20 protein-coding genes are annotated in these 25,331 nt (G+C 51.5%); 9 read left to right on the forward strand and 11 right to left on the reverse strand.

What is annotated here, in order from left to right:
- Positions 1 to 110: 110 nt before the first annotated feature.
- Entirely contained in the window at positions 111 to 1,529 is a 1,419-nt protein-coding gene (gene gltX, locus HBA93_RS04565; protein WP_221722486.1) for a glutamate--tRNA ligase, read from the reverse strand.
- Positions 1,530 to 1,786: 257 nt separating this feature from the next.
- On the opposite strand from gltX, the gene HBA93_RS04570 reads away from it, so the two are divergent.
- Positions 1,787 to 4,330: a ComEC/Rec2 family competence protein gene (locus HBA93_RS04570; protein ID WP_221722487.1), complete on the forward strand. Its 2,544-nt coding sequence runs from the start codon at positions 1,787 to 1,789 to the stop codon at positions 4,328 to 4,330.
- A gap of 218 nt (positions 4,331 to 4,548) precedes the next feature.
- Here HBA93_RS04570 and lexA read toward each other — a convergent pair whose 3' ends face one another.
- The 6 genes from lexA to HBA93_RS04600 all read right to left on the reverse strand — a co-directional run bounded on the left by lexA (position 4,549) and on the right by HBA93_RS04600 (position 10,975).
- Positions 4,549 to 5,271 carry a transcriptional repressor LexA gene (lexA, locus tag HBA93_RS04575; protein WP_221722488.1) on the reverse strand — a complete coding sequence of 241 codons (723 nt, stop codon included), beginning with the start codon at positions 5,269 to 5,271 and terminating at the stop codon, positions 4,549 to 4,551.
- Positions 5,272 to 5,477: 206 nt separating this feature from the next.
- Positions 5,478 to 6,698: a molybdopterin molybdotransferase MoeA gene (locus HBA93_RS04580; protein ID WP_221722489.1), complete on the reverse strand. Its 1,221-nt coding sequence runs from the start codon at positions 6,696 to 6,698 to the stop codon at positions 5,478 to 5,480.
- Positions 6,699 to 6,731: 33 nt separating this feature from the next.
- Entirely contained in the window at positions 6,732 to 7,208 is a 477-nt protein-coding gene (gene moaC / locus HBA93_RS04585; protein WP_221722490.1) for a cyclic pyranopterin monophosphate synthase MoaC, read from the reverse strand.
- A gap of 3 nt (positions 7,209 to 7,211) precedes the next feature.
- The gene (trpC, locus tag HBA93_RS04590; RefSeq protein ID WP_221722491.1) at positions 7,212 to 8,009 is read right to left on the reverse strand and encodes an indole-3-glycerol phosphate synthase TrpC; all 798 of its coding nucleotides are present in this window, start codon (positions 8,007 to 8,009) and stop codon (positions 7,212 to 7,214) included.
- Position 8,010: 1 nt separating this feature from the next.
- On the reverse strand, positions 8,011 to 9,033 hold the full coding sequence (gene trpD, locus HBA93_RS04595) for an anthranilate phosphoribosyltransferase (protein ID WP_221722492.1): 1,023 nt from the start codon (positions 9,031 to 9,033) through the stop codon (positions 8,011 to 8,013).
- Positions 9,034 to 9,085: 52 nt separating this feature from the next.
- Positions 9,086 to 10,975, reverse strand: coding sequence for a SurA N-terminal domain-containing protein (locus tag HBA93_RS04600; RefSeq protein WP_221722493.1), 1,890 nt, complete (start codon positions 10,973 to 10,975; stop codon positions 9,086 to 9,088).
- 291 nt (positions 10,976 to 11,266) lie between these two features.
- On the opposite strand from HBA93_RS04600, the gene tpiA reads away from it, so the two are divergent.
- From tpiA to kdsA, 5 genes are all read left to right on the forward strand, one after another.
- Complete coding sequence (gene tpiA / locus HBA93_RS04605) at positions 11,267 to 12,031, forward strand: triose-phosphate isomerase (protein ID WP_221722494.1); 765 nt, start codon at positions 11,267 to 11,269, stop codon at positions 12,029 to 12,031.
- A 112-nt stretch (positions 12,032 to 12,143) separates the two neighbouring features.
- A complete protein-coding gene (secG, locus tag HBA93_RS04610) occupies positions 12,144 to 12,527 on the forward strand; it encodes a preprotein translocase subunit SecG (protein WP_221722495.1) in 384 nt (127 codons plus the stop codon).
- 363 nt (positions 12,528 to 12,890) lie between these two features.
- Positions 12,891 to 13,541, forward strand: coding sequence for a L,D-transpeptidase (locus HBA93_RS04615; RefSeq protein WP_122093222.1), 651 nt, complete (start codon positions 12,891 to 12,893; stop codon positions 13,539 to 13,541).
- Between the two features lie 361 nt (positions 13,542 to 13,902).
- Positions 13,903 to 15,531: a CTP synthase gene (gene pyrG, locus HBA93_RS04620; RefSeq protein ID WP_022712419.1), complete on the forward strand. Its 1,629-nt coding sequence runs from the start codon at positions 13,903 to 13,905 to the stop codon at positions 15,529 to 15,531.
- A gap of 177 nt (positions 15,532 to 15,708) precedes the next feature.
- The gene (gene kdsA / locus HBA93_RS04625) at positions 15,709 to 16,551 is read left to right on the forward strand and encodes a 3-deoxy-8-phosphooctulonate synthase (RefSeq protein ID WP_221722496.1); all 843 of its coding nucleotides are present in this window, start codon (positions 15,709 to 15,711) and stop codon (positions 16,549 to 16,551) included.
- Between the two features lie 83 nt (positions 16,552 to 16,634).
- On the opposite strand, the gene HBA93_RS04630 is transcribed toward kdsA, so the two are convergent.
- Together HBA93_RS04630 and HBA93_RS04635 are read right to left on the reverse strand one after the other, a co-directional pair.
- Complete coding sequence (locus HBA93_RS04630; protein ID WP_221722497.1) at positions 16,635 to 18,956, reverse strand: TonB-dependent hemoglobin/transferrin/lactoferrin family receptor; 2,322 nt, start codon at positions 18,954 to 18,956, stop codon at positions 16,635 to 16,637.
- Positions 18,957 to 19,109: 153 nt separating this feature from the next.
- Positions 19,110 to 19,547 (reverse strand): Lrp/AsnC family transcriptional regulator, encoded by a 438-nt coding sequence (locus HBA93_RS04635; RefSeq protein ID WP_221722498.1) that lies wholly within the window; start codon positions 19,545 to 19,547, stop codon positions 19,110 to 19,112.
- 173 nt (positions 19,548 to 19,720) lie between these two features.
- Between HBA93_RS04635 and rocF the strand changes: the two genes are divergently transcribed.
- The 3 genes from rocF to HBA93_RS04650 all read left to right on the forward strand — a co-directional run bounded on the left by rocF (position 19,721) and on the right by HBA93_RS04650 (position 22,473).
- Positions 19,721 to 20,644 (forward strand): arginase, encoded by a 924-nt coding sequence (gene rocF / locus HBA93_RS04640; protein ID WP_121992666.1) that lies wholly within the window; start codon positions 19,721 to 19,723, stop codon positions 20,642 to 20,644.
- 102 nt (positions 20,645 to 20,746) lie between these two features.
- Positions 20,747 to 21,814 (forward strand): ornithine cyclodeaminase, encoded by a 1,068-nt coding sequence (ocd, locus tag HBA93_RS04645; protein WP_121992665.1) that lies wholly within the window; start codon positions 20,747 to 20,749, stop codon positions 21,812 to 21,814.
- A gap of 218 nt (positions 21,815 to 22,032) precedes the next feature.
- A complete protein-coding gene (locus HBA93_RS04650) occupies positions 22,033 to 22,473 on the forward strand; it encodes a DUF1489 family protein (protein ID WP_221722499.1) in 441 nt (146 codons plus the stop codon).
- Between the two features lie 13 nt (positions 22,474 to 22,486).
- Here HBA93_RS04650 and HBA93_RS04655 read toward each other — a convergent pair whose 3' ends face one another.
- A complete protein-coding gene (locus HBA93_RS04655; RefSeq protein ID WP_022712411.1) occupies positions 22,487 to 22,774 on the reverse strand; it encodes a hypothetical protein in 288 nt (95 codons plus the stop codon).
- A 222-nt stretch (positions 22,775 to 22,996) separates the two neighbouring features.
- A complete protein-coding gene (locus HBA93_RS04660; RefSeq protein ID WP_502910037.1) occupies positions 22,997 to 24,586 on the reverse strand; it encodes a D-alanyl-D-alanine carboxypeptidase in 1,590 nt (529 codons plus the stop codon).
- Positions 24,587 to 25,331 lie beyond the last annotated feature (745 nt).

The raw sequence follows: 25,331 nt of genomic DNA on the forward strand, positions 1-25,331 counted from the left end.
CTGTCAATTCGCCATTCTTACGACAGAAGCCGGTCTGTGAAAATCACACTCCTGTGTTCAGGGCGTGTTTGAAGCCGTATTCCGTTGAAAGAACACGGCTTCTGACAGGCTTAAACGGCCTGATCCTGAATGCGTCCGAGCGCTTCTTCACGACCCAGAACCACCAGAACATCAAAAACACCCGGTGAAGTGGCGCGGCCGGTGAGGGCGGCACGCAGAGGCTGGGCAATTTTGCCAAGCTTCAGGCCGGTTGATTCCGCATGAGCACGGACAACGGCATCCAATGCTTCTGCATTCCACTCGGCAGCTTCCAGCTTCGGTAACACATCTTTGAGGATCGCGCGGCCTTCATCATTGAGCAGGCTTGTCGCTTTTTCATCCAGTGGCAGGGGGCGGGAAACGAACAGGAATTTCGCGCCGTCAGCCAGCTCTACCAGTGTTTTTGCACGATCTTTAAGACCCGGCATTGCTGCAACAAGCTGTGCACGACGTTCATCGGTCAGCAGAGCCTGCAGTTCCGCACCGCCTTCAATATAAGGCAGAACATCGATCAGCGCTTTGGTAAGCGTTTCTGAATCACTGGCGCGGATATGATGACCGTTAATGGCTTCCAGTTTCTGGAAATCGAAACGAGATGCGCCTTTGTTGATGTCTTTGGTATCAAACCATTCAATCATCTGCTCGATGGTCATGATTTCATCATCACCATGGCTCCAGCCGAGACGAACCAGATAGTTGCACAGTGCTTCAGGCAGATAGCCCATTGCACGATAGGCCTCAACGCCAAGCGCACCGTGGCGCTTGGAGAGCTTGGCACCATCCGCACCATGGATCAGCGGGATATGGGACATTTTAGGCACATCCCAGCCCATTGCCTGATAAATAACTGTCTGGCGGGCAGCATTGGTCAGATGGTCATCACCACGGATAATATGGGTAACGCCCATATCATGATCGTCGACCACAACCGCATGCATATAGGTTGGCGCGCCGTCGGAACGCAGAATGATGAAATCATCCAGATCTTTGTTCGGGAAACGGACTTCACCCTGCACATCATCCATCACAACAGTTTCGCCTGTCTGAGGCGCTTTAATGCGGATAACCGGCTTCACACCTGCCGGTGCTTCCGACGGATCACGGTCACGCCAGCGGCCGTCATAACGCGGCGGGCGACCTTCAGCACGCGCCAGCTCACGCATCGCATCCAGTTCTTCCGGTGAGGCATAGCAATAATAGGCTTTACCGGCCTTCACCAGTTCTTCAGCAACTTCGCGGTGGCGCGGTGCGCGTTCCCACTGGGAGATAGCATCGCCGTCCCATGTCAGGCCGAGCCATGTCAGGCCTTCAAGAATAGCGGCCGTTGCGGCCTCGGTGGAGCGCTCGCGGTCGGTATCCTCAATGCGCAGCAGCATCTTGCCGCCGGTATGTTTGGAATAAAGCCAGTTAAACAACGCTGTACGTGCGCCGCCGATATGCAGATAGCCGGTCGGGGAAGGCGCAAAGCGGGTAATAACGGGTGATGACATCGGTCGCTCCGTATCTGCGGTAAAGTTACAGGATCTTACGCTTATATCCGAATATATCGCCTAAAGAATGTAACTGACCGCCTCTCGATTTCTTGTGCTGTTCATGTAGCATAGGCAGCACAACGTGCAAGACTTGATGCAAAAATCAAAGCAGAGAACCGGTGTTTAACGCCGCTCAATGCAAGATTCCTGCGTGAAATAGGCTGTTTTGGACGTATAATTGTGCAGCTGTCAGGTGCGGGGGCAATTCAGACAGCATGGCGAATGGTTATGACGGTGAATGTAGTCATCAGGCAGGCAAGACTGAGTCCCGTTATGATGATGACGGGGCGCAGACAAGTGCTGCCCGCAACACTTATTCTCGCAGGCTGACAGTTGAGCAAACCATGCTTGGTTTTGCTCCTGTGCCAGATTCGGAGATTATTCCCGATGATGGTGCTGTTTATAGCGGACGAAAGCGGGCACTGATTATCCGGCTAAATCTGCGGGAATATTGGCAGCGTTTTCTGGATGATATCTGTGATGCTCTGCTGTTTGAATATGAACGCGGAACGGTTTTCCTGTTACTGGCCGTTGCGAGTGGTGCAGGGGCGGTTCATTATTTTTCCCTGAGGGCTGAACCATACTGGATAGAGCTGTTTGTACCGGCATTCTTGTTGATCTGGCTGTTGTTTTTGCTGCGTGATACGCTGATCAGGCGTGTCAGCCTTGTGCTGATATTAGCCTTTATGACTGGTATGCTGGCTGCGAAATGGGAGACGCAGCGCTATGCAACGCAAATGCTTGGCAGTTCTGTGTCAACCACTTTGACAGCGCGGATTGTCTCGCTCGAACAGGAGGCTGAAGACAATGGCAAAGCCGGACGCTGGCGTATTGTTGCCGATGTGCTGACAACGGAAAAACCGCATCTGCGCTATGCGCCGCAGCGATTGCGGCTCTCTGCACGTGATTTACCTGCGCAGGCTGAAACCGGTTCTGTTCTGAAAGGGGCGGTGCGATTGCGTCCCCATGGCGGGCCGGTGCGTTCCGAGCAATATGATTTCGCATTTCATGGATATTTTCGCGGCATTGGCGGTAATGGCTTCTATCTCGGTGTACCGAAACTGGTTGATGGTGAATTTGCCGGTGATGCAGTGTCAAAGAGCTGGACTGCGTCCGTTGAGGCATTGACCGGTCAGTTGCGGGCGATGATAGGCGGGCGGATTATGCAGGCACTGTCCGGTGAAGAAGGGGCGGTGGCCGCAGCGCTGATCTCCGGCCAGCGGGCAGGGATCAGCGAGATAACCAATGAGGCGCTGCGCATTGCAGGGCTGGCGCATATTCTCTCAATTTCCGGCCTGCATCTGGCGCTGGCAGCGGGTATAGTCATGGTAAGCCTGCGAGGTATTGCCGGACTGCTCCCATCTTTAGCGCTCTATTATCCGGTGAAGAAAGCCGCCGCACTGATTTCACTGTTTTCCTCCGGTTTCTATCTGGCTTTATCCGGTGCTGATGTGGCGGCACAGCGTAGTTTTATCATGCTGGCCGTGATGCTTTGTGCCGTGATTTTAGATCGCAAAGCTCTGACCTTGCGTAATCTGGCGATTGCAGCGCTGTTTAGTATTCTTGTGACACCGCATGAAATCTTGGGGCCGAGTTTTCAGATGTCCTATTCTGCAACCGGTGCGCTGATTGCAGGTTTTGCGTGGTGGAAATTACGCAAGAGACAAAACAACGAACGAGTGACGCGACAGACGGGATTGGGGAGCAAGCTCAGGCTTTGGCTGGGCGGAGTTGCGGGGACATCACTCTTGGCCGGCATCGCCAGCGGGCTTTTTGCAGCCTTTCACTTTAACAATATGGCACCGCTTGGAATGCTGGGAAATGCACTGGCATTGCCGGTGATCTCGGTGCTGATCATGCCTTTTGCGGTTCTGTCACTATTGATGATGCCATTGGGGCTTGAATGGCTGCCTTTACAGGTAATGGGCAAAGGCATTGAACTGGTCAAATGGATTGCCCATTTTGTTGCCGGACTTTCCCCTGATCTGATACCCGGTCTGTTACCCGTGCCTGTAGTGTTGTTATGGACGGCTGCTCTGCTTACAGCAATGATCCTCAACAGTCATTTGCGGCTGATATCGTTGTTTTTTTTCATGGCTGGCGGGATCGTGCTGAGTATGAATACTTTGCCGGATATTATTATCTCGGAAGATGCCAGACTGGTTGCTGTGCGTCAGAATAATATTCTCTATGTGAACCGCCAGCGACCAGCTGCGTTCACAACTGATAACTGGCGCAAGGCCTATAGAATTCATGAGATTAAAACGCCTGATAAGAGCAGTGCGGCACATTCCGGAGGTTTTGTCTGTGAGGATGGGTTATGCAGTTTTGATCTGCAAAACGAGCAGGTGCTGGCTTATGCCGAAAACCGGCCTGCTGCAGATATCGCCTGTAATATCGGTGACATTATCGTTCTCGCTTATGCGGGAAACCTATCGTGCCCTGACATAAATGAAAGTCGCATTACACCGGCAGTAACGCGAAAAGAACCAGTTATAATCACCCGCCAGCAACTGGCATTACGAGGTGTGGCGGAGATTTATCTGAAACCGGATAGTCGTAGTAATACAGACATAGCGCAAATTCATACTTCAGATATGTTGCAAAGCTCTGTTTCCGGAATGCGGATACATCAAGCTGGTTCAGCATACCAGCCGGAACAGGATTCGGTCGTGTTTGCAGTGGGAGAGCCGCAACGACCTTGGCATGGCTATCGTCTCTGGTCCCGTGCTGCCCGCAATCTGGAAGATCCGAAATAGGACTGTCACGCCTGTTCAATGAGTGCCGCAATTATGAGTGCATAGTTGTGGTACAAAGATGCACTAAAATATGTAATTTACAGAGTGCGATCTGTATCGCTCTGTTGGTCAGAACACTGTCAAAATGACCTGTCATGTTTCATTCAAAAATGAAATATCTGTAATCAATCGTCTGAAGTCGAAAACCGGCGGTTGGCCGGTTTTCGCTCCGATGCATATTAGTAGCGGCGTACCAGACCAACCAGCTTACCCTGAACACGCACACGGTCAGGACCAAAAATACGGGTTTCATAAGCAGGGTTCGCAGCTTCAAGCGCAACAGATGCGCCTTTGCGGCGGAAGCGTTTCAGTGTCGCTTCTTCATCATCGACCAGAGCCACAACAATTTCACCGGCATTGGCGGTATCACCACGGCGGATAATCACTGTATCGCCATCGAGAATACCGGCTTCGATCATCGAGTCACCTTTGACTTCCAGCGCATAATGCTCACCGCTGCCAAGCATTTCCGGCGGCAGGGTAATCATATGGGTTTGTGATTGAATGGCGGAAATCGGTACACCGGCTGCAATACGTCCCATCACCGGAACACTGATACCGGCAGGTGCTTCCGATTCTGTCGCAGGCGCGGCTTTTTTAGGCAGTTCGGTGACATTCTTTTTGCTGAGATCGCCTTCAATGACACTTGGTGAGAATTTCTTCTGGCTGTTGAGACCCGGCGCAATCGAGTCCGGCAAACGCACAACTTCAAGCGCACGCGCTCTGTTTGGCAGACGGCGGATAAAACCGCGTTCTTCCAGAGCTGTAATCAGACGGTGAATACCGGATTTGGAAGCGAGATTGAGCGCCTCTTTCATCTCGTCAAACGAAGGGGGAATGCCGCTTTCCTTCAGGCGGTCATGGATAAACAGCAATAATTCATGTTGTTTACGCGTCAGCATTATACGCTCCCAAAGCCTTTATATTATCTGCCGGTTACTAAAATTATGGTGGCAGATAATGAAGTCGTGCAGACTAAACGCATAACCGCATGCACGGGGCGCGGTAGCGAGAATCAATTTTTAAAACAAACCCAGAACGAACACTATATGTTCCAGTATTGTTCTGCAAGGCTTTAAAAGTGATTAATCCGATTGTTTAAAGAATTTCAGCGTATCATCAGGATCTGACAGCGATCACCGGCTTTGGCTGCTTCCGCAAAAGGCTCACGGATCAGCAGAGCATCCGCGCAGGTAATGACGGTCAGCATGGAGGAATCCTGCACCGGCAGAGGCGTTGCCAGTAACTCACCGTCGCTGTTGCGGGTCAGAGTTGCACGGGCGTAATCACGGCGGTTACCATTGGCGGCCATGTCCTGTGCCAGTCTGGCGCCGGCAATATATGTGGTCGCGGCTTTACCTGCCAGACGCGCAACCAGAGGTGCCAGAAACACATAGGAGCAGACGAGGCTGGAGACCGGATTGCCGGGAAGTCCAAGAACGAGCAGGGGCGCTTTGCCTTCGCGATCCAGCTGGCCGAACATGAGTGGCTTACCCGGACGCATGGCGATTTTGTAAAAGCCGAGTTCAACGCCGCAATTGGTCAGTGCCTTATGCACCAGATCATGATCACCGACAGATGCGCCGCCCAGCGTAATCAGAATATCGGCCTCCGAAGCAGCGACATTACGAATGGATTGCTCGATAAGGGCCAAATCATCCGGCACAATACCAAGATCATCTGCCGTGCCGCCATTGCGCCGTACAATTTCTGCGACACCATAACTGTTGGAGCTGACGATCTGATCTGCCGCAGGAACAGTGCCTGCAGGTACAAGCTCATTACCTGTAGCAAGAATAGCTGTTTTAGGGCGTTTATAGACCTGCAATTGCGCATGGCCGGACGCTGCCGCTAAAGAGAGCGATGCCGGATCAAGCAGATGACCGGTTTGCAGCAAGCATTCACCGTCTTTAAAATCCAGCCCGCTGAACCGGATATGACGGCTTTTGCTCACATCCCGTAACAGTGTAACCAGATTACCTTCCTGCTGCGTGTCTTCCTGAATGACAATCGTGTCGGCACCGGCAGGCATTGGCGCACCGGTAAAAATACGCACAGCCTCACCGGATTTGAGCATGCCGTCAAAGCCTTTGCCTGCAGCAGATTCGCCGATGACTTTCAATATAACGGGCAGCTGCTCGGCATCGGCAAAGCGTATGGCATAACCGTCCATGGCCGAGGCATCAAAAGGCGGTTGATTGAATGAGGCAAAAATCGAAGTGGCGAGAACACGATCACCGGCTTCATGCAGGGCGACGTGCTCATGGCCGGAAGGCATTTTATCCGCCAGCAAAAGCCGCAAAGCCTCATCAACCGGTAATAATGCCATGAAACCTACCCCGTAAAAAATAAGAGCGATATGCTAAGAACGCTGCCAGTCGCCGGATTTACCGCCGGTTTTGCTGTCGACGGCTATATTGCCTATGACCATGCCTTTATCGGCAGCTTTTGCCATATCATAAATCGTCAGGCAGGCGACGGAGACAGCCGTGAGTGCCTCCATTTCCACGCCGGTTTTGCCGGTCAGTTTGACTGTCGCACTAACCCGCAAGCCAGGCAGTGCCTCATCCGGCTCGATATCAACCGAGACTTTGCTCAGCATCAATGGATGGCAAAGCGGAATCAGATCAGAGGTCTTTTTTGCAGCCATAATACCGGCAAGACGGGCGGTGCCGATAACATCGCCTTTGGCGGCATTGCCGGAAAGGATCAGCTCAAGCGTCTGCTTTTGCATCGTGACACAGCCCGATGCGGTCGCAATGCGCACAGTGTCGGTCTTGTCACCGACATCGACCATATTCGCAGCGCCGCTTTCATCGAGATGTGTCAGCTTGCTCATAACTTACTCTTTGCCGGTCAGGAGTTTGCGGGTTGCTCTGGCCACATCCTGCTGGCGCATTAGGCTTTCACCGATCAGGAAGGTGGAGATGCCGGATTTCTGCAAACGCAGGCAATCATCATGCGTGAAGATACCGCTTTCACCAACCAGAAGACGGTCATCCGGCACCATGGCTGCCAGACGTTCAGATACTGCGAGATCGACTTCGAAAGTGCGTAAATTACGGTTGTTGATGCCGAGCAGACGCGAGGACAGTTTGAGAGCCCGTTCCATTTCAGCTTCATCATGCACTTCGATCAATGCATCCATGCCGAGTGAAAAGGCTGTGTCTTCCAGCTCTTTAGCCAGTTCATCATCAACACTTGCCATGATAATGAGAATGCAATCTGCACCCCAATGACGTGCCTCATAGACCTGATAAGGATCAAACAGAAAGTCCTTGCGCAGGGCAGGAAGGGAACAGGCCGCGCGTGCCTGTTGCAGGAATTCCGGTGCACCCTGAAAACTTGGTGTATCTGTCAGAACTGAAAGACAGGCCGCACCACCATCTTCATAGGCTTTTGCCAATGCAGGCGGATCAAAATCCGGACGGATCAGACCTTTGGACGGGCTGGCTTTTTTGATTTCCGCAATCAGACCGAAAGAACCGGCAGCCTGCTTTGCTTCCAGTGCTTTAAGGAAGCCACGGGCAGGTGACTGATCGGCAGCAGCTTTTTTCACGTCTGCCAATGGCAAACGTGATTTGGCTTCTGCAATTTCAACAAGCTTATAAGCTTCGATCTTTTTGAGGATATCGGTCATTTCATTCACTTGTCTTGCTGTTCGATACAGCAATCAGCTGATCGAGTTTGGCTTTTGCCGCGCCGCTGTCAATCGACTGGGCAGCAAGGGCAATACCTTCTTTAATATCTCTGGCTTTACCGGCAATGACGAGTGCAGCGCCGGCATTGAGCAGCACGATGTCACGATAAGCACCGGCTTCGCCGCCAAGTACGCGCAGCAGGGCTGCCGCATTATGCTGGGCATCGCCGCCCTTGAGAGCGTCAAAAGCTACGCGCTTCAGGCCGGCTTCTTCCGGTGTGATTTCAAATTCGGTGATTTCACCATTTTGCAGTGCTGCAATATTGGTGGTGCCAGCGGTGGTCATTTCATCCAGACCATCACCATAAACAACCCAGACATGATCGGAACCGAGCTCTTTCAGCACTTTGGCAATCGGCAGTACCCAGTCGCGGGAGAAAACGCCGACAAGCTGATGTTTAACACCAGCCGGATTGGCGAGCGGGCCGAGCAGGTTGAAAATTGTGCGGGTGCCAAGCTCTACACGGGCAGGGCCGACATGACGCATTGAAGAATGATGCATCGGCGCGAACATAAAGCCAAGACCTGCATCATGAATGCAGCGGCTGATGGTTGCCGGATCGGCTTCAATATTAATGCCGAGCTCTGCCAGCGTATCTGCCGCACCGGAGCGGGAGGACAGAGCGCGGTTGCCATGTTTGGCAACGACCACACCTGCGCCCGCAGTCACAATGGCTGCACAGCTGGACACGTTATAAGAGCCGGACTGATCGCCGCCGGTGCCGACAATATCAATTGCACCGGCAGGTGCATCAACGGGGATCATTTTCGCCCGCATTGATTCTACAGCACCTGCAATTTCCGCAACGGCTTCACCGCGCATACGCAGAGCCATCAGAAAACCGCCGATCTGGGCAGGGGTGGCGGAACCGGACATCATAATGTCAAACGCTGCTTTGGACTCCGCCTGAGTTAAAGGTGTGCCTGTAACAGCTTTGGCAATGTAGCTTTTGAAATCTGACATAGTGTACTCGAATCTTTAGTGAGGCTCCGCCTGCCTTCAAAGAGAGAAGGCGTTAGAAGGACAGAGCCTGATCCATCAGGGTCTGATTGATTTTAACCGGATATTCGCTCTGCAGACGGCCAACCAGCTGTTCCAGCAGGTCGTCGCCAATGCGTGAGGAAATCGCATCGCGTGTGCCCTGTGGCAGGCTTTCCGCGCTGACACCGGCAGGCTCAGTTGTCTCAATCACTTTGAACAGGATCTGGGTTTCTTTATTGATGCCGCTTGCAACGCCTGTGAGATTGTCCGCGCCGCCGAAGATCTGTGCAACCGCAGCCTCTGACAGTTCAGAATCTGTAGCCGTACGGGTCAGGCCGCGTTTGGTCAGTTTTTCAACGCCGGCTTCCTGAGCAAGAACGTCCAGAGTTTCACCGGCTTCAAGGCGCTTGCGCAGCTCTTCAGCTTTGGTTATCAGGCGCTTTGCTGCTTCATCCTGTTTCCACTCGGCTGCAACCTGATTTTTGACTTCATCAAATGTTTTGTCACGGGCAGGTGTCACGCCATCCAGCTGATACCAGATATAGCCACGGGTCGGGGTTGGCAGTGCATCATTATCAATGCCCTGATCAGACTGATAAACAGAGGTCAGGAAGGACGGCAGCTGCGGCAGATCGGCAACCGGCTTACCGTCCGGAGCATTACCGTTCACATCAACAGCTTCTACGGTTTTAACTTTAAGTTTCAGCTTTTCAGCAGCCTGCGCCAATGTTGCGCCATTACCGCGTTCTTCTTCAAATGAGTCATGAACCGCATTCAATGAGGTCAGCGCCTGTGTCAGAGCCAGAGTTTTGCGGATTTCCGGTGTAACTTCTGCTTCTGTTTTCACAGCTGCAGGCTCAATTGCGCTGACATGCAGCAGCACAGGGCCGAATGCGCCTTTTACAACATCGCTTGTACCATTGGCAGGCAGTGCGAAAGCCGCATCAGCAATCACTGCATCTGGCAGATCGCCTTTTACAAATGTGCCGAGTTTAACATCTTCAGGCTTTTTACCGCTCTGGGTAACGAGATCAGCAAAGCTGGTGCCGGATTTGATTTTATCCGAAGCCGCTTTTGCTTCTTCTTCATTAGCGAAATTCAGCTGCTCAAGAGTACGCTTTTCTTCTGTTGAGAAGCGGGCGATGTTCTTTTTGTAATATTCCTGAATCTCTTCCGGCATAACATCAGCTTCGTTGACAATGTCCTGCGCTTCAAGCGGCACATAGCTGACTTTACGATATTCCGGTGCGCGGTAATTGCCGAGATGGCTGTCATACCATTTTTTCAGTTCAGCATCGTCAGGTGTAGCAATCGTGTCAGCTTTTTCCTGAGTTAGGGTAATGTAATCAACCGTGCGGCTTTCACCGTCATAAAGCGCCAGTGCCTTGAACAATGTGTCCGGCGCGCTCATGCCGTCTGACACAGCTTCAACGATCTGCTGACGCAGCGCATATTTAGTGCGGCTGTTGAAATAGTCCTGTGCGCTCATGCCGGCCTGACGCAGCACTGCGTTAAACTGGGTGTTGGAGAAGCGGCCGCTGGAATCCAGAAATGCCTGATCTTCACCGGTGAGACGGGCGAGGTGGTCTTTCGACATGCCCAGTCCCATCTGGCGCGCCTGTTCATCAAGCAGTACGCCTGCAACCAGCTGACCGGTTACCTGTGACGGAATACCAAGTGCTTTAGCCTGATCGCGGGTAAGCTGCTGGCGGAGCTGGTTGGAAACAGCAATCACCTGACGGTCATAGGCCAGACGATACTCAGTCGGCGATACGGATGAACCTCCGGCTTCCAGAACAGCATTGCCGCCAAAACCTTCACGGAACACATCTGCGATACCCCATGCTGCAAAAGAGAGGACGAGAAGACCGAGAAAGAATTTCGAGACCCATGATTTGGATGCAGTGCGCAAGCTATCAAGCATAGAAGTACCTTTGTGGAGTAAACTCACTTTGTTAAATAAGGGGATAGCCGCCGATGATAATGCAGTCAAACGGAAACCTGCCTTCTGGGCACTAAGAACGAAAAGAATTGTGGCATTATTGCTGTTAAAGCCATGTTGAGCGATGCGTTTGGGATTTGCTTTCAGGTCTGAATTTGCTAGAGCGGTTTCAGTTTTGGGCACGAACCGGCTCTGCCTCACGGGTCTAAACCGGAGAGGCCGTGCCAGAAGCCGCTATGCAATGCGGCTGAAATCATTGGTGAGGAGGGTGTAATGACCCCGGAAATACGTCCGCTTGTTGCGGGTAACTGGAAGATGAACGGCACCGGCGAACAGCTGGGTGAATTGCGCGCAATCGCTGCCAATCTCAGCACGGATATCGGTCGTAAGTTCGATGTTGTGATCTGCGTACCTTCCACTCTTATTTCGCGTGCTGCGGCTACACCGGAAACTGATGCTATCGGCGTTGGCGGTCAGGATTGTCATGCGGCAGAATCAGGTGCGCATACCGGCGATATTTCTGCACTGATGCTGAAAGAAGCAGGCGCAAGCCATGTGATCCTCGGCCATTCTGAGCGCCGTACAGATCATCATGAGACCAGTGAAGCCGTTTGCGCCAAAGTACAGGCCGCTTGGAAAGCCGGCCTGACTACGATCGTTTGCGTTGGCGAAACCGCTGAACAGAAACAGGCCGATCAGACCCTTGAAATCGTTGGCCGGCAGATTGCAGATTCGTTGCCGGAAGGTGTCAAACCGGAAAATACCGTTGTTGCCTATGAGCCTGTCTGGGCAATCGGCACCGGCCTGACACCAACTGTTTCGGATGTGCGCACAGTCCATGCTTTCATCCGCTCGAAGCTGATTGAGCGTTTCGGTGCCAAAGGTGCACATCTGCGTCTGCTCTATGGCGGTTCGGTCAAACCGAATAATGCTGTTGAATTGCTCGGTGTAGCTGATGTGGATGGCGCGCTTGTCGGCGGTGCCAGCCTGAAAGCCACAGATTTTCTCGCAATTTGTGACGCCTATCGCGTGCTCTGAATTTGAATAAATATCAATCCCTTGCAAGCATTCGGTTGCAGGGGGTTGGATTGTCGGATAAATCCGTGTAGAAAGCCGTTTCTATTCCTATAAGAAAGCAGTCCGGAAACCCATGCAAACCGTTCTTATTGTTATACATCTCCTGATCGTTCTCGCACTTGTCGGCGTTGTGTTGATTCAGCGTTCCGAAGGTGGTGGTCTTGGTATCGGTGGTGGTTCAGGTTTCATGACTGCGCGCGGTGCAGCCAATGCTCTGACCCGTACGACAGCAATTCTGGGTGCAGGTTTCTTTGCAACCTCGCTGCTTTTGGGCATTCTCGCCATGAACGGCGAACGCCCGACAGATATTCTCAACCGTATCCCTGCCGGCAGCTCACAGACTGCACCTGCAGGCGGCAACGGTATTCTGGATCAGCTTGGCGGTGGTACAACAACACCGGAAAGCACACCGGCACAGCCTGCCACTCCGGCAAGCCCGGTTCCGAGCTCCCAGTAAGAGCCGGATTTATGAATGATAAAAAGCCTCCTCGCGGAGGCTTTTTTATTTTAAGCATTTCCAGCAAAAGTGGGAACCGCCTTCGCAAGGGAAAACAGTTCGCTGGACTGTTTTCTTTCCTGCTTCGATGCGTAGGATAATGCGTGAAGATGTACATCAGAGTATTTTTGATGACTTTAAATGCTCTGATGTATTTGCAATAAAAGTGTTGCAGGCTTGCCATAGACGACGGGATTAGCTTGTGGGTAACATATTGCCCGTTGAGAGATCAGTGAGTTTGGCCTATCAGCAAGCAACCTGTTTACACCTCATCTTCGGCTCATCGTGCTGATGAGACATAAAAGAGTGTTTTGAGAAAGCCCCATGATTTCATCCCGTGTTCTCATCGCCGGTTTTGCCGGTTTGTGCTTAAGTTTCTCCGCTCTCACCGGTCAGGCTGCGGCCCAGACGGCTGCTGCGGCCGCATCAACGGATACGACGGCTAAAGCCGCCAAGCCGGAGAAGAAGAAAGCCACAACCCAGAAGGCTGCCAAAGGCAAATATAATATTGATCCGAGATATCAGGCACAGACTGTTGCCTTCTCGGGCTATCCGGTAGGGACAATCGTTGTCGATCCGGCAAAATATTTCCTTTATCTGGTAGAAACACCAACCACAGCCCGCCGTTACGGTATTGCTGTCGGTAAAGTCGGTCTGGAATTCAAAGGCAGCGGCACGATCAACGCGAAGCGGGAATGGCCGCGCTGGATTCCGACCGCAGATATGGTCAAGCGCAGTCCTGAACATTACGGACGTTTCAAAAACGGTATGGACGGTGGTCTGGGTAATCCGCTGGGTTCACGCGCGCTCTACCTGTTTCAGGGCAATAAAGACACCTATATCCGTATTCACGGCACTGTTCAGCCTTGGACAATCGGCAGCTCGGCTTCAAATGGCTGCTTCCGCATGACCAATGAAGATGTTATGGAACTCTATGAGCGTGTAAATCTCGGAGCGACTGTCGTCGTTCTCTGATTATACCGACATAAAACAAAAGCCGGCTCAGGCCGGCTTTTTTGTATTTTTGTGAAGTAAATTTAGTTTTACAAAAAGTTTTTCAGGACAAGCGAATAAGCAGTGGCAATTTGTTTGTCGAAGCACTATCTGTTTGCTCAGAGCTGCGGAGCAGATTTCCGTAGCGCGTTTTCAACGCAGGTTTTGTAATTTCAGCACTGTCAGGAAAATTCCTTACGGTGGTGTTGTTGCGTGAATTATGGGTTTTGCCAAAAAATCCTTCATGGATTTTATAGGTAAATGTTAAGAGTAATGAAAAATCCGTTACGAAAGTCATTTTTTAGTGGCGGAATCAATCAGGAGAGTCTAACGACATAAGCCCATGGCGCGATATGTATTCATCACAGGCGGCGTGGTCTCTTCCCTCGGAAAAGGCATAGCTGCAGCAGCACTGGCGGCTCTTCTTCAGGCACGTGGTTACCGCGTGCGGATCAGAAAGCTCGACCCTTATCTCAACATTGATCCGGGCACGATGTCTCCTTACCAGCATGGTGAGGTATTTGTGACCGATGACGGTGCGGAAACCGATCTTGACCTTGGTCATTATGAGCGTTTCACCGGTCGTTCTGCGACAAAGCAGGACAATATCACCACCGGACGCATCTACCAGAACATCATCGAGAAAGAACGCCGCGGCGATTATCTCGGTGCGACGGTTCAGGTAATTCCGCACGTAACGGATGAGATCAAAAACTTCATTACGGAAGGTAATGAGGATTATGATTTCGTGCTTTGCGAAATCGGCGGCACAGTCGGCGATATCGAAGCAATGCCGTTTCTGGAAGCCATCCGTCAGCTCGGCAACGAATTGCCGCGCAACACAGCCGTTTATATTCACCTGACACTGATGCCATATATTCCGGCAGCGGGTGAGCTGAAAACCAAGCCGACACAGCATTCGGTGAAAGAACTGCGTTCGATCGGTATTGCACCGGATGTTCTGCTGATCCGTGCGGATCGTGAAATTCCGGAATCCGAGCGCAAGAAGCTTTCTCTGTTCTGTAATGTCCGCCCTAGCGCGGTTATTCAGGCGCTGGATGTTAAGTCGATTTATGATGTGCCGATGGCCTATCATAATGAAGGATTGGATTCAGAAGTTCTGGCAGCTTTCGGTATTGAACCGGCACCAAAGCCGCAGATGGAACGTTGGGAAGAAATTGCCAACCGTATCCATAATCCGGAAGGTGAGGTTACTATTGCAGTTGTCGGTAAATATACCGGCCTGAAAGAAGCCTATAAATCGCTGATCGAAGCTCTGACCCATGGTGGTATTGCCAACCGCGTGAAAGTCAATCTCGACTGGATCGAAGCGGAAGTCTTCGAGAGCGAAGACGCTGCACCTTATCTCGAAAAAGTTCACGGCATTCTGGTGCCGGGCGGCTTTGGCGAGCGCGGTGCCGAGGGTAAGATTCTCGCGGCAAAATTTGCCCGTGAGCATAAAGTTCCTTATTTCGGTATCTGCTTCGGTATGCAGATGGCATGTATTGAAGCCGCGCGTAATCTGGCCGGCATCAAAGATGCATCTTCCACCGAATTCGGTCCTGCGAAGGAACCGGTTGTCGGTCTGATGACGGAATGGCTCAAAGGCAATATGCTGGAGAAGCGTTCTGCGTCCGGTGATCTCGGCGGTACGATGCGTCTGGGTTCCTATGAATCCATGCTGAAAAGCGGCACCCGTATTGCGGATATTTATGGTTCGACAGATATTCATGAGCGTCATCGCCACCGCTATGAAGTCAATATTGACTACATGGAAAAGCTTGAAAAAGCCGGTCTGACCTTCTCCGGCCTGTCACCTGACGGTGTCCTGCCGGAAACCATCGAATATGCTGATCATCCGTGGTTCATTGGTGTGCAGTATCATCCGGAGCTGAAATCGCGTCCGTTTGAGCCGCATCCGCTGTTTGCTTCCTTTATCGAGGCAGCGGTTACTCAGAGCCGTCTGGTTTAAGATCTGAAGCGGGCACTTTAACAGTGCCCGTTTTGCTTTTATCAAAAGAGACTGGATATTGCGGTCTGCAATGTCCATATGCTGACAATGAAACCGCGTTGCGGTTTTCTGCGCAAATTTACCTGCGCCATTATTTATTGGGAAAAGTCAGGTACTTTTCAAATTTGAGGAACAGAGATGACTGCCAATTCTGTTATTGAGATCAAGGCGCCGTCAGGCAATGTCGTATTTTCCAACACGGGCGCATTGTCTATCATTGCAGGCCCATGCCAGATGGAAAGCCGTGAACACGCCTATGATATGGCTGGCGCCTTGAAGGAAATGACAGATAAACTCGGTATTGGTCTGGTTTATAAATCGAGCTTCGACAAAGCCAATCGTACTTCGCTGAAAGGTCAGCGCGGCATCGGCCTTGAAAAGGCTCTGGAAGTCTTCGCGGATCTTAAAAAAGACTTTGGCTTTCCGGTGCTGACGGACGTGCATACAGAAGAACAATGCGCTCTGGTTAGTGAAGTCGTTGATGTGCTCCAGATTCCGGCATTCCTCTGCCGTCAGACTGATCTGCTGATTGCTGCGGCTAATACCGGCCGTGTGGTTAATATTAAGAAAGGTCAGTTTCTGGCACCTTGGGACATGAAAAATGTCATGGCCAAAGTGGTGGAGAGTGGCAATCCGAATGTGATGCTGACCGAGCGCGGTGCATCCTTCGGCTATAATACACTCGTGTCGGATATGCGCTCTTTGCCGATTATGGCGGGTCTTGGCGCACCGGTAATTTTTGACGCGACTCATTCGGTTCAACAGCCGGGCGGTCAGGGTGAAACCAGTGGTGGTCAGCGTGAGTTTGTTGAAACGCTCGCCCGTGCATCTGTTGCGGTCGGCGTTGCCGGTGTTTTCATTGAGACGCATCAGGATCCGGACAATGCGCCTTCCGACGGTCCTAACATGGTACCTTTGAAAGACATGCCGCGTCTTCTTGAAACACTGATGGCTTTCGACAAGCTGGCAAAATCCCTTTGATTTTGCTGGTTGCCAATTAGCAAAATCTCTCTGAGATATTTACTTAATAAAAAGCCCCGCATTTTGCGGGGCTTTTTTGTGTCTCAGAACTTCTTGCTAAGGCTGACTTTGAAATTGCGTCCAGGCATGGCGGTAATGCCATCGCTCAGATAAGGCTCGTATTTCTTGTCAAAAATATTGTCGAGACCGATATCCAGCTTGGCATCTTTCATCATGCCGCTTTGCGGTGCCCATGTCAGAAACAGATCATGGATACCATAGCCTGCGCTTTCAGGACGGGCATAATCGCCGCCATTCTGATTATGCGGTGTCTTGGACTGTCTGGCGACAAAAGTACCTGTCCAGCCCAGTGTCAGATCATAATCAGGTACTTTCCAGCCCAGCGTTGTCACCAGTGTCGCCGGTGCCAGATCTTTGAGATAGGTGTCGTAGCCATAGATATTATTCAATGCACCATGACGGCTGCCATGCATTGTAGAGAAGGCCGCATCGGCAAACATATAAGTTGTGTCGTAATGGGCTGAAATCTCGATACCGGCAGAGTAATAAGACGGCAAATTCCAGTAAGTATCGCCCTTGTCGCCTTTGGCAGGGGCATTGGCACTGCCAAATCGCCGGTTAATCGGATTGGTGACATGGTTGTAATAGGCCGTTGCCCGCACTTTCAGCTGATCGTCACTGGTGAAAAGCTGGTTGTGGATGGTTTCTACGCCAATCTGGAAGTTGTTGTTGCGCTCCACTTCAAGGTCGCGGCTGGTACGCGGTAAACTTGTGCCTGCGCTTTGCGTGGAATAAAGTTCATCAATATTCGGCATACGCATCGCATAAGCCCAGTCAGCAAACAGACGCAGATTTGAGGTTGCGTCATAGGTCATGCTCAGACCCGGTGTCAGGCCGTCATGGTTGACTGCGCTGTAATCATGACCTGCCTTGATATCATTATAGGTCTTTGCTGCGTTGGGCTTGCCTGTTGATCGCACATAATCATAACGCAGACCCGGAATAATGGTCAGCTGATCGGTCAGAGCAATCTTATCAATCACAAAAGCGCTGAACGTTTCCTGCTTGCCTTCAGGCATATTATACGGAGCAAAATAGCCGTAATTGTAATTAGCATTATTTTTGTAAGTATCGGCATACATGACAATATCACGGTTGTGACGCTGTAGCTGAATGCCGTAATTCAGGCTGTGATTAAAACCGCCGAGCGTGAAATTGGATGTGTTTTCCGCTTCGATCCGCAGGTCTGAATATTTGGATTCGTTCCATTTGCCACCGAGGGATGCAGACGTGCTTACCCCGTCAGGGCGCTCGGCATAAAGTGATGTATAGGCATAGCTGACCATCAGGCGTGTATTGATCAGATCGCTGTCGCCGTTGAATTTATGCTCGACCGATGAGCTGAAATCTTTCAGATCGCGCCAGGCGAGGCGACGACGGATGGCTTCATAATAACCGTATTTTTTGACATCACTGCCAATCGGTTCAACCTGTCCGCGAATAGCCGCAGGAGGGCCCCAATTCTCGCTCATACCGTAGCTTGCAGTCGCTTTCAGCTCATGGCCGTCAGCGCTGGCACTGCCCTTAGCTGAGAAGGAGGTGAGCTTGCTGTCAGAGAAATTATAGCGCTCACCGCCACCGATGCGCATGTCCTCAGTCTTGCGCCATGTGGTCGCTGCAAGCCCGTCAAAATTGATGCCGCTATAATTTGTACGGCCATAAACAGCACCGCTCTGTACCCAGCCTTTATTGGCTGTCTGATAGCCGGTCTTTGACCAGAGTCCCCAGTTCTCACCTTCGCGCAACATATCGGCTGCGTCTTTGGTTTCCATTTTGATGGTGCCGCCAAAGCCGCCATTACCATATTTGATGGAAGTTGCGCCTTTTTCGATCTCAACGCTTTTAAGCAGCTCCGGCTCGATAAAGACTGTGCCCTGATCGTAACGCTCAAAATTCTTCTGCGCACCATCCATAATAATACGCACATCGGTCTGGCGGGCAAAGCCACGGATAGCAATGCTCTGACCCTGAATGCGCACACCGCCGAGCATGGTGACGCCCGGTGTCTGTTTTACCAGTTCCGGCAGACTGGCAGCCTGAACACGGTCAATTGTCTCGCGGTCGATGGTGACAATATTCGGGGCATCTGTGCCGTAGCTGCCGGAGCCGACTGTGCCGGTGCCCACAGTAATTGTGTTCAGCTGCAATGTGCCGGATGTATTATCCGCCTGCTGTTTTTCCGTTTGTTTTTTTGGCTGTGCCGTCTGTGCAAGAGCGGCGGGCGTAAAGTTCAGAAATGCAGCAGTGCTTAAAACCGTACTTGTTAGAAAGAAAAGTGAAAATTTATGCAGGCATGAAAAATTGCGTGCACCGGTGGCAGAACCACCAGCAGCATAAGCAGACATCAGCGCAACTCCTTGGGAGGATGGTTGTTTAAGCTTTGTTAACAGATATGCGCTGCCATAGGAGGATTTATCGCATTTTGCAAATATATAATTTAATAATTGAGTAAATTAATCATATTTAATCAAAATCGGATTAAGACTGTGTCTGTGTGGTTACAGCCGCGCTCTGGTGCTGCGTGGCGTAGCCAGTAAAAGATTGGTTTCACTATTGGTGATACCCGGAACCAGCCGGACACGCCGCAATACACTGTCGAGGTCGGACAGCGTGTTGGCATTGATTTCCGCAATCAGATCCCAGCGGCCATTGGTGGTGTGAATTTCTGAAATCTCGGAGAAACCGCCCAGCGCCTTCACCACGCGTTCTGTCACATGGCCTTCAATTGCGATCATCATAATACCTCGTACAGCCTGCTCAACAGTGTCAGCACGCAGAATAACCGTATAGCCGAGAATATGGCCGTCTTTTTCCAGACGCTCCAGACGGGCGCGGGCTGTAGCACGGGAGACACCGGCATCGAGTGCGAGATCGGAGATGCTGCGGCGCGCATTGTGACGGAGCAGGGTGATGAGTTTCTGATCGAGTTCGTCCACTGTCTTACCATTTTGTTCATTTAACTGCGCAATCTGATAAAGCATCTGTGGAGATTTGCCAATCTTCTCTGTCCACTCTGCCAATGTTTCGTGGTTTTATACGCGAAAATCACTGCTCAAATTGCGCTTGCGGGTGCCGGGTTGTGAAAAAATGATAGTCATGAGGAACATATATGCATTGTAAGCTGATTGGTGCACCTGTGCAGGACGGAACCGGACGCATGGGCTGCGAAATGGGACCGAGCGCGTTTCGCGCCGCCGGACTGACACAGGCTCTGGAAGAGCTGGGTCATGATGTTACCGATCTGGGCAATGTGGAACCGGCTGCAAAACGCAATCTGACCCACTCCAATCCGGTTCTGAAAAATCTGCCGGAAATCGTGGCATGGATTGAAGCACTGGATAAGGCTGCCTATGACGCCAGTGCAGACGGCTTTCCGATTTTCCTCGGCGGTGATCATGCTTTGGCTGCCGGAACTGTTTGCGGCCTGAGCCGTCGTGCCAAAGAGCAGGGTCGCCCGCTTTTTGTGCTGTGGCTTGATGCTCACACAGATTTCCACACGCTGGAAACCACCACAAGCGGCAACCTGCATGGCACACCTGTCGCCTATTATACCGGCCAGAAGGGCTTTGAAGGCACTTTCCCGGAAGTGCTGGCTCCGGTTGATCCGGCCAATGTCTGCATGATCGGTATCCGCTCGGTTGATCCGGCGGAGCGCGCTGCAATCAGCAAGACTGAAGTGACCGTAAACGATATGCGCATGATTGATGAGCATGGCGTTGTCGCGCTGCTCAACCGCTTCCTGCAGCGCGTGAAAGATGCCAATGGTCTGCTGCATGTCAGCCTTGATGTGGATTTCCTTGATCCGAATATCGCACCGGCTGTTGGTACAACTGTACCGGGCGGCGCAACTTTCCGCGAAGCGCATCTGATTATGGAAATGCTGCATGACAGTGAGCTGGTCACCAGCTTCGAAGCTGTCGAGCTTAATCCGTTCCTTGATGAGCGTGGCCGTACGGCCTTTCTGATGGTTGATCTGATCGCCAGTCTGATGGGGCGCAGTGTGATGGATCGCCCGACGCGAAGTTTCGTTTAGAGCAATATAATTTACAACCAAAGCGCTTCAATTGTCTCTGATAGGCATGAAGCGCTTTTCTTAGTTTAACAGGTTCCGGCATGACCGGAGGGAGAAAACCTGATGCGTGACAGAACAACTTTAAACCTCGTACCATTTGTCAGTGTTGACCATATGATGAAACTGGTACTGAAAATCGGTATTGAAGATTTTCTCAAAGAACTCTGCACCTATGTGGAAGAAGATTTTCTGCGTTGGGAAAAGTTTGACAAAACGCCGCGTGTCGCTTCCCATTCTCATGACGGTGTAATCGAGCTGATGCCAACCAGTGACGGCACGCTCTATGGTTTTAAATATGTAAACGGCCATCCGAAGAACATGAAGGACGGTCTGCAGACTGTTGCTGCTTTTGGTATGCTCTCCGATGTGGATACCGGCTATCCGGTTCTGCTGACAGAAATGACCATCCTGACAGCTCTGCGTACTGCTGCGACTTCAGCCGTTGTTGCCAAATATCTGGCACCGGAAAATGCGCAGACCATGGCGATTATCGGCAATGGCGCACAGTCGGAGTTTCAGGCGCTGGCATTCAAGGCACTGCTCGGCATTAAGTCGCTGCGTCTTTATGATATTGATCCGTCTGCCACTGAGAAGTGCAAACAGAATCTCGCCGGCTTCGGTTTTGAAATCGTCACCTGCACCAGTGCGGAAGATGCAGCGCAGGGCGCTCAGATCATCACCACTGTGACTGCAGACAAGCAGAACGCCACGATCCTGACCGACAACATGATCGGCAGCGGCATTCACATCAACGGTGTTGGCGGTGATTGCCCGGGCAAGACAGAAATGCATAAAGACATTCTGCTGCGCTCCGACATCTTTGTTGAATATCCGCCGCAGACCCGTATTGAGGGCGAAATTCAGCAGCTCGATGCCGATCATCCGGTTATTGAAATGTGGCAGGTGATGAACGGTACTGTTCCGGGGCGCCGTGACCAGAATCAGATCACATTGTTTGATTCGGTTGGTTTTGCGACCGAAGATTTCTCGGCACTGCGCTATATTCACGACAAGCTGAAATCCACAGGTCTGTATGAAAATCTAGATCTGCTGGCAGATCCGGATGAGCCGCGTGACCTGTTCGGTATGTTGCTGCGCTGCGAGAAGAAACTCGCAGGCGAAGCTGCGTAATTCGCAAATAAATCACAGAGACGGGCAGGGTTACTCCTGCCCGTTTTTGTTTGTGCCGCCCGATATCGGGTTGCATACCAGAGCATTTCACAGTCAAGTTGGATCAACTTGACGCCCGTGATAATGCGACCAAATAAAGAATTTAGAGTGAGCACTATGATCCAATCTGGACGTAAACCGCTCTGGACATCACCGGAGCAACGGAGTAATTGCCGCTCATGGCACTGCATCTTGTAAAACTCTGTGTGGGATGTGATTCCCTTGAAGATCTGGCAGCGTGGATTGATTTCCGCCTTGAGGAATGCCGTGCAAATGGTGTGGTGCCGGAGCAGTTTCATACAACGCGTATGGTCCCGAAACGACAGGCAGAGTTGCTTGACGGTGGTTCACTCTACTGGGTGATCAAGGGTAATATTCAGGCGCGTCAGCGTCTGCTGGAAGTGCGCACATTTACCGGTGAAGACGGCATCGGTCGTTGTCATCTGGTGTTGGAGCCGAAAGTAGTCCCGACTGTCTGGCAGCCACGCAGAGCGTTTCAGGGCTGGCGTTATATTGCGGATGAAGAAGTGCCGCAGGATGACAGAGCCGGAGCGGGCGGCGGTATGCAGGCTTTGCCTGTGGAACTGCGCCGCGAACTGGCGGCGCTGGGTCTTATTTAATCAATAAAGAATATCAGCGCAGTTTAAGGCGGATTGCTGTGCGTCCGTTCACATTGCCTGTTGCAATGCGCAGGGATGCTTCCGGCAGGCTGATACGACGGCTGCGCTGTGCATTGCAGACCAGAAGCCCTACAAATTCACGCGTATTCAGTGAGGCGCCGTCAGCGCGCAAATCGGCAAGACGGGCAGCAGCACTACGCAGGGCGTGGACGCTGAGCAAAGTGGTTTTGCCTGGCTTTTGTGAGTCGGATTCCACCGGATCAACATTGGTGAAACCAAACAGATTGAGCATATTCGACATTGTAAACCCTTTACACAATACTCATTGGGTTTGCAGATGGCCTGCCTGAATTAAACCGGCGGAACACAAAGCCGGATAATATCGGATATTACGGTCTTAGAGCGCCGTGCGCCCCATTAGGCGTATAAAGGTCGCTCTAACACTTTGAAATTAGAGCATAATTTTAACTTTGACTGATTCAAATTTAAGAAATTATGCTCTAAACGGTGCGAACCGCGCGCATTAACGCGCGATTGCATAGCAGCTGAAGTTCTTTTTCTTCAGGGCGGCACAGGCATCCCATGCGGCAGTTTTGGTGTCAAAACCAACAAAACGTGCACGGTAGAATGTGTTGTTACCCTTGTTGAAAGTCTCAGTCATCGGGGAGGTTGCACGTAGGGTGCTGCCTGCCTGCTGGGCGGCTTTATTCAGCATTTCCTGTGCCTGATTTTCGCTAGGCAGGGAGCCGATCTGAATAGCCCATGCACCGGAAACATCAGATGCGGCAGCCATGGCGACAGCTGTCTGTTCCGGTTGCTGCTGACGGGTATTTTCATGCGGTACAGCAATCGGCTCATTACGCACAGCAGCAACAGGCTTTGGTGCCAGACCCATACGGGAAGCGGCTGTATTGGCGGAAGCTGTGGTAACCGGATCAACATTCGGAATCGATGCTTTAGGTGTCGGAATGGCCACAAGCTGGGAAGATACCGGAGCAGAAGGACGCGGTGTCGGCGCTGCCAGAGCCAGCATTTCAGGCTGCTGAGCAGGAACCGGCTTCTGACGGGCGATAACTGCGCTGATTGCATCCTGTGCGCTGCCTGTTGAGCCGGAGGCATCAGCAACCAGAACAGGCTGGTCGGCACGTTCAGCCGGAAGCGGAATCGCACGTGGCAGAGGAGATGGTGCAGCGGCAACTGCCGGTCCTGCCGGAGCATCATTGCGGGCAATCAGCAGGGCATCACTGCCGCGGCGCGACGGTGTGGCTTTTTCCAGATGAGCCTGAATCAGACGTGTCATGGTGGCATCACGGGAAGCCCCGCTGCTGCCGCCCATAACTACGGCCACGATGCGACGGCCATCACGGTTGACGGAAGTGACAAGATTATAACCGGATGCGTTTACATAGCCGGTTTTAATACCGTCAACGCCTTCAACTCGGCCAAGCAAACGGTTGTGACCATTGATGGTACGGCCACGGAACTGAAAGCTGGAGCGACCGAAATAACCGTAATATTGCGGGTAATGCTGACGCAGGGCGATACCGAGAATCGCCATGTCACGGGCTGTGGTCTGCTGGTTTGGATTTGGCAGACCGGAAGCATTACGGAATGTCGTGGAACGCATGCCGAGACGACGTGCTTTGGCAGTCATCATCTGTGCAAAGCGTGGCTCGGAACCGCCGAGATATTCACCAAGGGCAGCAGCAGCATCATTCGCTGAGCGGGTAATCAGCGCCATAATCGCGTCTTCAACGCTGATTGTCTGGCCTGCCGGTACACCGATTTTTGTTGGCGGACGGGTTGCTGCATATTTGGAGAACGGAATTTTGGTATTTTTATTGATGCGTCCGGCCTGCATTGCCTCGAAGACCATATAAAGGGTCATCATTTTAGTGAGGGACGCGGGAAAACGCTTGGCATCTGCGCTTTCTGCAAACAGGGTTTTGCCGGTATTGGCATCAATCACAATCGCGGCATGGCGCGGGTTCTTTGCTGCCTGAGCAGAACCTGTGGTGATGGTAAGAGTGAGGGCGCCGGCCATTGTTACTGTTAACAATGAGCGGGCCGCAATCTTGATGCCGGATGCGGCGTGACGGAACGCATGATACACGGTGACTTACCTACCTGGACTGCCAATTTTCAGGTGTGGCGTAAAGGACACGCCACGAACATTTCCGCGATCATATTGCCAACAGCCTTACCAATCCGTTTATAGATGGGCAAATCATGATCTTTTTTTGATTTTTGTGATGCTTTTTTAGCTGGCAACTATGTGAATGCCGTCATTCGGTCTGTCTGTATCGTGTTAAGTACCTGCTAATAAATAAAAAATTTACAGAGCATTTCCTTCAGGTGCAGCTTTAAAAAATGTGAGTCTTTCGGAAATTTTGTTCTGTAAAAACGTATTTTCCTGTTCGAAATGCATTTTTTGTCCTGAAACTGTTAATAATCAGAGCTAAGGGACTGACGCATTGCGGGCTGCAATTTACCAGCTGGAGCGGCAGTGATTTGGCTAAACCGGTTATCAGTATTCAGACCGGTATTCAAAATGCAGAAACAGAGGACAAATTTGCGCATTTTATTAATTTGTCCCTGTGCGGTTTGCGGAAATCTTTTCTTAAATGATGTGTTTCATGCTGGTTTTTTCCTGCAGGCGCGATACTCTGGGCGTGAATGAGGACGTGTCGGGCTTTGTGTTCTGCGGGGCTTAACATTGCCGCGTTTCAACCTACATAATAGGTCTACGATGTGTGGTTTTCCGCCATACAGCGTGACTTCAGAAAATACAGATACGATCAGGACGGATACGATCAGGAATGTGTGCAGCAGACCATTTTTTACAGGTTCTCCCTTTG

The sequence above is a fragment of the Ochrobactrum sp. SFR4 genome (assembly GCF_019730395.1).
Classification (GTDB): Bacteria; Pseudomonadota; Alphaproteobacteria; order Rhizobiales; family Rhizobiaceae; genus Pseudochrobactrum.